The 5,782-nt window shown below is 58.3% G+C and carries 3 protein-coding genes and 1 pseudogene; 2 read left to right on the plus strand and 2 right to left on the minus strand.

Going from position 1 to position 5,782, the window contains the following annotated elements; all coding sequences use genetic code 11:
* Positions 1 to 1,080 (plus strand): MFS transporter (locus ENZ75_RS18415; RefSeq protein WP_128278228.1); only part of this gene is annotated, 1,080 nt, incomplete at its 5' end.
* Positions 1,081 to 1,314: 234 nt separating this feature from the next.
* Here ENZ75_RS18415 and hemN read toward each other — a convergent pair.
* Positions 1,315 to 2,641: pseudogene (hemN, locus tag ENZ75_RS18420) on the minus strand (oxygen-independent coproporphyrinogen III oxidase).
* Between the two features lie 464 nt (positions 2,642 to 3,105).
* Positions 3,106 to 3,462 (minus strand): hypothetical protein, encoded by a 357-nt coding sequence (locus tag ENZ75_RS18425; RefSeq protein ID WP_024505577.1) that lies wholly within the window; start codon positions 3,460 to 3,462, stop codon positions 3,106 to 3,108.
* 681 nt (positions 3,463 to 4,143) lie between these two features.
* Between ENZ75_RS18425 and ENZ75_RS18430 the strand changes: the two genes are divergently transcribed.
* Positions 4,144 to 5,283, plus strand: a complete 1,140-nt coding sequence (locus ENZ75_RS18430) for a porin (protein WP_063169258.1) — start codon at positions 4,144 to 4,146, stop codon at positions 5,281 to 5,283.
* Positions 5,284 to 5,782: the final 499 nt, after the last annotated feature.

The raw sequence follows: 5,782 nt of genomic DNA on the forward strand, positions 1-5,782 counted from the left end.
GATCTGGCGCCCATAAGCGCGATATGGCGCACCAAATGGGAGGTCCGCTCTTCGCCTCTCCCTCGTGAGAGAATGACGACGGCAATTCATGACGGAGTGCGCTTTACGGCGATGTCTTTGGAGATCAGGGCAGCGACCGCCCGAGCCGCTCTTTTCGGGTTGGCAAGCATCTCCATTCTGGCGTTGCTCCCCCTCGTCGTCCGGGATCAGTTGAAGAGTGGGCCAATTGTCTACGGTATCTTATTGGCCGGCTTCGGCATGGGTGCTTTCATCGCGGGTATGGGCAACGGCTTCTTGAGGAAGGTCACGTCTCAAAACAGGCTGGTGGCCTTCGCCTCTGTGGCTTGTGCAGTCTGTTGCCTCTCCCTTGCCCTTACATCGTCGCTTCCTGTGGCGGCCATTTCGCTGGCGCTCGGCGGAGCGGGTTGGCTTATCACCTGGACGGGCATTGACGTGTCGGTGCAGTTGGCAAGCCCAAGGTGGGTTGTAGGCCGCACGCTCTCCATTTACTACGCCTTGAGCGCAGGCGGTATGGCTGCTGGCAGCTGGATCTGGGGTTCTGTCGCGCAAAACTATTCCTTGACCTCAGCATTGGAGGGCGCCGCAGGCGCTCTGTTGCTGGTTGCAGCAGCGGGGATCGTGTTGCCGGTCCGTCCCTGGGAAGAAACCGATCAAGAAAGTTCAGTTTTTCATCCGCCGGACGTGGCTCTCGATCTGAAACCCAGAAGTGGCCCTATCGTGGCCAAGGTCGAGTATTTGATATCGGAGGAAAATATCGAGGCCTTTCTGGGCTCCATGCGCACGCGGCGACACGTCCAGAGCCGTGCCGGTGCACGAAACTGGACGCTCCAGCGAAATCTGCAAACACCGTCACTTTGGACGGAGACATTCCGCACCCCCACCTGGATGGACTTTCTCCGCCTAAATCATCGACTCACCGCAGCAGATAAGGAAGTCGCCCAGCATCTCCTGTCACTGCATGAAGGAGAGGTGCCTCCGCAGACAGTGCTTTCGATTGAACGGACGACCGAGGCAATTCGTACCCGTACCTCGACAATCTTTTCTCGTCCTCCAAGATGACGCCATCAAGCTGCTGTCCAGGGACAGGGTGGATCACCGGTGCTTTGCAGAGCACAGCCTCACACCGAGAGCAGCGTGCTCCGGGTTGTGCGCTTTCGCGCGCACCCAGGCGAGATGATGGTGAACGCGGCGTCAAGTGGAAGTCCCCTGCATACGCTTGCGGAGTCTTCTGCGAGAGCCCATGCCGACGAGCGCCAAACAAGGTCTGATGCCTTTCGGCGTCGTGGCCTCAACTCATCGATTCGCGAGAAAAGCATCGAATGCAGCAGCAACGGCGCGAACAACAAAGCGGTGCTCCGGCCGCACGCGGATGAAGCCGTTTTCGACGTCCAGGATCCCCTCCTCAGCCAGCGTCACCAAACTCTCAACTGAATCGAGAAAACGAGCTGGTTCGATTTCGTGGGCGGCACAGATGGTCGGCACGTCGGCCTCCAAATCGCACATCAGTCGCTCGATGATCGCTGCGCGCACCCGGTCATCGTCGGTCAGACGGTGACCCTTTGATGTCGCCAGACGTCCACTTGCGATGTGCCGGGCGTAAGAATCCCGTGTTACTTCGTTCTGAACATACCCCTCGCGGACTCGGCCAATAGCCGACGCGCCGAAGCCGATCACGTTTTGCAAGTATCGGCCGAGTATCCCAGCGAATTACGCCGTAGGCGCCCGGTCTTCTGGCGCTAGCGCAAGTTCGTCGTCCGGCGGAGCGAAATGATCGAGCCCGATCTCCCGGTAGCCAGCGCCAACCAGTGTCTCGGCGACAGTTGCAGCCTGTTCGGCGCGAAGATCGCCGTCCGGTAGACCTGCCTGCTCGATTAGGCGCTGATTCTTTATCACGGAAGGAATATGCGCGTATCCGAACACCGCAAGCCGGTTGGGGCGCATGGCGACCGCAGCCATCGCGGTCTGGATGCAGGACTGCACAGTCTGTTTCGGTAGACCGAAGATGAGGTCGAAGTTGATATGGCCAACGCCATGCCGGCGGAGATTTTGGACTGCAGCGGCCGTCTGCACCTTACTCTGGATCCGATTGATCGCCTTTGCACATCGGGATCAAAGCTCTGCATCCGATGCTCGCGCGGTTGACACCGTTAGCTGCCAGGGCTTCGGCCATTTCCGGTGTGAACGTTCGGGGATCGATCTCCACGGCGATCGCAGCAGTTTTGCTGAAAGCGAAGTGGCGGCGTAGAAATTCCATCAGCGCCAAGTGCTCGGCTGGCCCGATAAGGTGAGGCGTTCCGCCGCCGAAATGCACATCGCTCACCGGCAGCCCTTGCCGCACTTGCTCCGACACCAAACTGATCTCCTGACGCAGCACCGCTAAATAATTAAGGATCGGGCCGTTGCGACGGATGACCGCGGTAGGGAAGCCGCAATACCAGCACATGGATCGGCAAAACGGAATGTGGAAATAGAGCGACACCGATTCGTCGGCCGGGAGGCCCCCCAGCCATTCCTCATAATCGTCAGCACCAACTGCCGCAGAGAAGTCTGGCACAGTCGGATAGATGGTATACCAAGGCGGCCGGGGGTCCCGGTACTTTGTCAGGATTGAGGTGTGCAAGGAGCTGTCATCCCACGTCGCTCATCCATCATTCTTTCGTTGCGCGCTCGTCCTGGTCTCTGACCTAAGTCAGTGCGTCCCGCTTATGTCGCAGTCTCGTTTGGACAGGATGGGGTCAACCACGCCGGGGAGCGCGCGTGCCATGGTTGCGCCTGAGGTGATGGTGCGGTGCCGCATTCAACGTCTGAGTACGTGACGCCAGTGCAGTGTGCTTGAGGCGTCTGCGGAAGAACTTTGCAATGCGAAATTCATGTCCGACGCAACGGACCTGTCAAGCCTCGTTCAGACGCCATCCAGGTCCAGCCAGCGGCCTTCCCTGCCGGCCGAAAAACCATACCGGCTTTAGCCACCGAGACGCTCTAAAGCTGACGTCGGCTCATTTGATGAAAGGAGGACGCCGCTAGGGGGTGCACAAGGTTCCCCGGCTTGACGTCGCTTCGAGCGAAGAGCGGTGTGGCTTGTCGTCAAGCGCCGGGCAGCGTGCCCCCTACCGATATCCCGAAAAGATCGACCAAGATGGCCATGCCGACGCCACACGCGGTCTGGATGAGGCCGACCATGAAAATGCGATTGGCGCGTTCGTAGATGGGGCGCCGCAAGGAACTCATGTCGAGCAGCATGGACAGCGCTCTCATCTGCAGTGCGATGCCGAGCAGGATCGGCACTACGGCGAACAGATCGTAGAGTTGCCATGGCAAGGGGTTCGCGGCCCAATGAGTGAGGAAGCCGAGGGAAAAGGCAAGCAGGATACCCACGGCAGTGATTGTGCCGTTGCGGAAAATGGTCTCGATCGGTTCTTCCTTCGGATCGTGCTCGTCCAAGCGGCTTCCTTTCGTTGCTCTTTCCGTCGAGACTAAGTTCTCGAGAATACTGTTCATCGCCAATTACTCGAGGCGAGCCGTAGGCAGCCGTTTCAGGGTGCGCTCCCTCTCGCTTCCGGCCGCGCAATGTACCTGCACGGCGAACTTACAGCGGCGAAAAGGTGCTGCGGCCACCATGCGACGCCTCGGACGTGCACGCCCTCTGTTCCTGGCGCAGCCCTTGCGGAGCGTACGCGCAGTGATCCTTCTCGGTAGCGGATGGCGCGGCCTCCGTTGCGGTCAGACGGGAAGCCGTCGCTGTTAAACGAGACTGTCACATATCGAACATGGCGAACCGTGTCGCACATTTCTTTTCGCAGTGACCCTCAAAAAAAGTGATTCCAGCGAGACGAAGGCGCGTCGGCCCGATTTTGGTGTCGGCCGCATCTACGCTTCAGGTTGGCATGTCGCTTGCTGCTCTATTCGGAGAGCTGCAGCGGTCCGACCGGAGTGTTTCACATGTAAACGATAATGAATCTCCTAGCAGAAAACACTATTATAAGTACATGTGGCTTTTACGCTGGCTCACCTCTCGTGTCAAGCGCTTTGGCGTCCACATATTGGAGACAACACGCACAAAATTTAGAGGAAAAGCTTGCTCTTTCGCCTCTATCCTTTTTATTCCTTCATGGAGATCTAGACATGTACATCAAGAGTCCTCTTCTCGGCTTAACTGCTCTGATGACCATTTCCGTCGGTCGAGCAGCTGGCGCCGAGCGGGAACCGGCCGAGTACATCAAGATCTGCGACGTCCTCGGCTCGGGATATTCCTATATTCCCAACACCGAGACCTGCCTGCGCATCGGCGGCTATGTCCGTTACGATATCGGCCTGGGTGACGTCCGATCGTATGACAGCGCAAGAACCTCGGACGTGAGAACTGGCGAGGACCAAGGCACTTGGCGAAACAGCACACGCTTCACGTTCAAAACTTGGACCGGCCAGCAGACCGAGCTCGGCGCGTTGACGACCTATACCGAAACCCAGGTGAATTTTGGCAACAGCGCTAACTCGCATGACAGTCCTCAGAACTATGATTTCAACAGCGGCCTCGCACTGGCTTCTGCCTGGGTCGAGCTGGGAGGCCTGCGAGTTGGCAAGGAGGGGTCGGCCTTCGATACGTTTGCAAGCTACGCTGGCAACGTTCTCGATAGTATGCTCGTTCCGTCGGCCGGCTTCGACACCAACGTGGCTCAGTACCACTTCGACGCCGGCAACGGCATTTCGACTGTGATTTCGCTCGAACAAGGATCGGGCTCAGCCGGTACTATCGACAGCTATATTCCGCACGTTGTCGCCGGCTTGAAATACACGCAAGGCTGGGGCTCGATCATCGGCGTCGCGGCTTATGACAGCAATTACGAAGCTTTTGCCGGCAAGATCCGCGTCGACGTCGCTGTCACAAACCAGCTGTCGCTGTTTGGACTCTTCGGCTACGGTTCCAATGCCAGTCTCAACGAGGACTCAAACGGCGCAATTGCCAATCATGGGCGCGGCTCGTACAAAATCTGGAACGGCCAGTGGGCTTTCTGGGCGGGCGCCACCTACGAGTTTGACGAGAAAACTTCGTTCAACCTTCAGGTCTCGGGTGATCAGCTCAAGGATGCTGGTGTGGCTGCAAACGTCGCCTACATGGTCGTTCCCGGCTTCACGGTCACAGCCGAGGTCGATTACGACCACTACGGCAACTCTGGCCTCGGCCCTGCCGAGCCTACCGCCGTCAAGGGCACGAGCAAGCCGAACAGCGTCGGCGGCATTCTCCGCTTACAAGGCTCATTTTGAAATCTCTCCAGTCGCGAGCATGGCAAAGGCACTTGCCTCGACAACGCACGCATGGAGAGCTTCGTTCGCCATCTTGAAGTCTGCATCGACCGTCCACGGCCCATCGTACCAACTAGAAACTGAAAGTTATGAGCCCTGTGTACTACACCTAGCCCTTGACCTGCCCGATGAACCGGCCAGGGGCCGTCAGTTCAAATTCGGGGCCGTTTAGAGGGCAGTGTGAGGCCGTGTTAGGTAAGCGCCACTGCAATGTCGAGGCCGCGACACGCCTGTCGCTTTGGACGGCTGGAATTGCCCTTCGCGGCGCCATTCATTCTCTCAACATTTACGTGATAATGCACGCTGAGTCCGAGCCGCGTGGCAGCACCCATCCTAGGTGTGAGCTTTCGAGAGGTTGTCCATTCGGACCGGACCGAGGAGACTGGAGTTACCACGCTTCAGCATCCATCGGAGGGTCCGAATGAACATCCACAAGAATGCCCGTCTCACACCGCTGCGT

The sequence above is a fragment of the Mesorhizobium sp. M7A.F.Ca.CA.002.04.1.1 genome (genome assembly GCF_004022805.1).
GTDB classification, from domain to species: domain Bacteria; phylum Pseudomonadota; class Alphaproteobacteria; order Rhizobiales; family Rhizobiaceae; genus Mesorhizobium; species Mesorhizobium ciceri.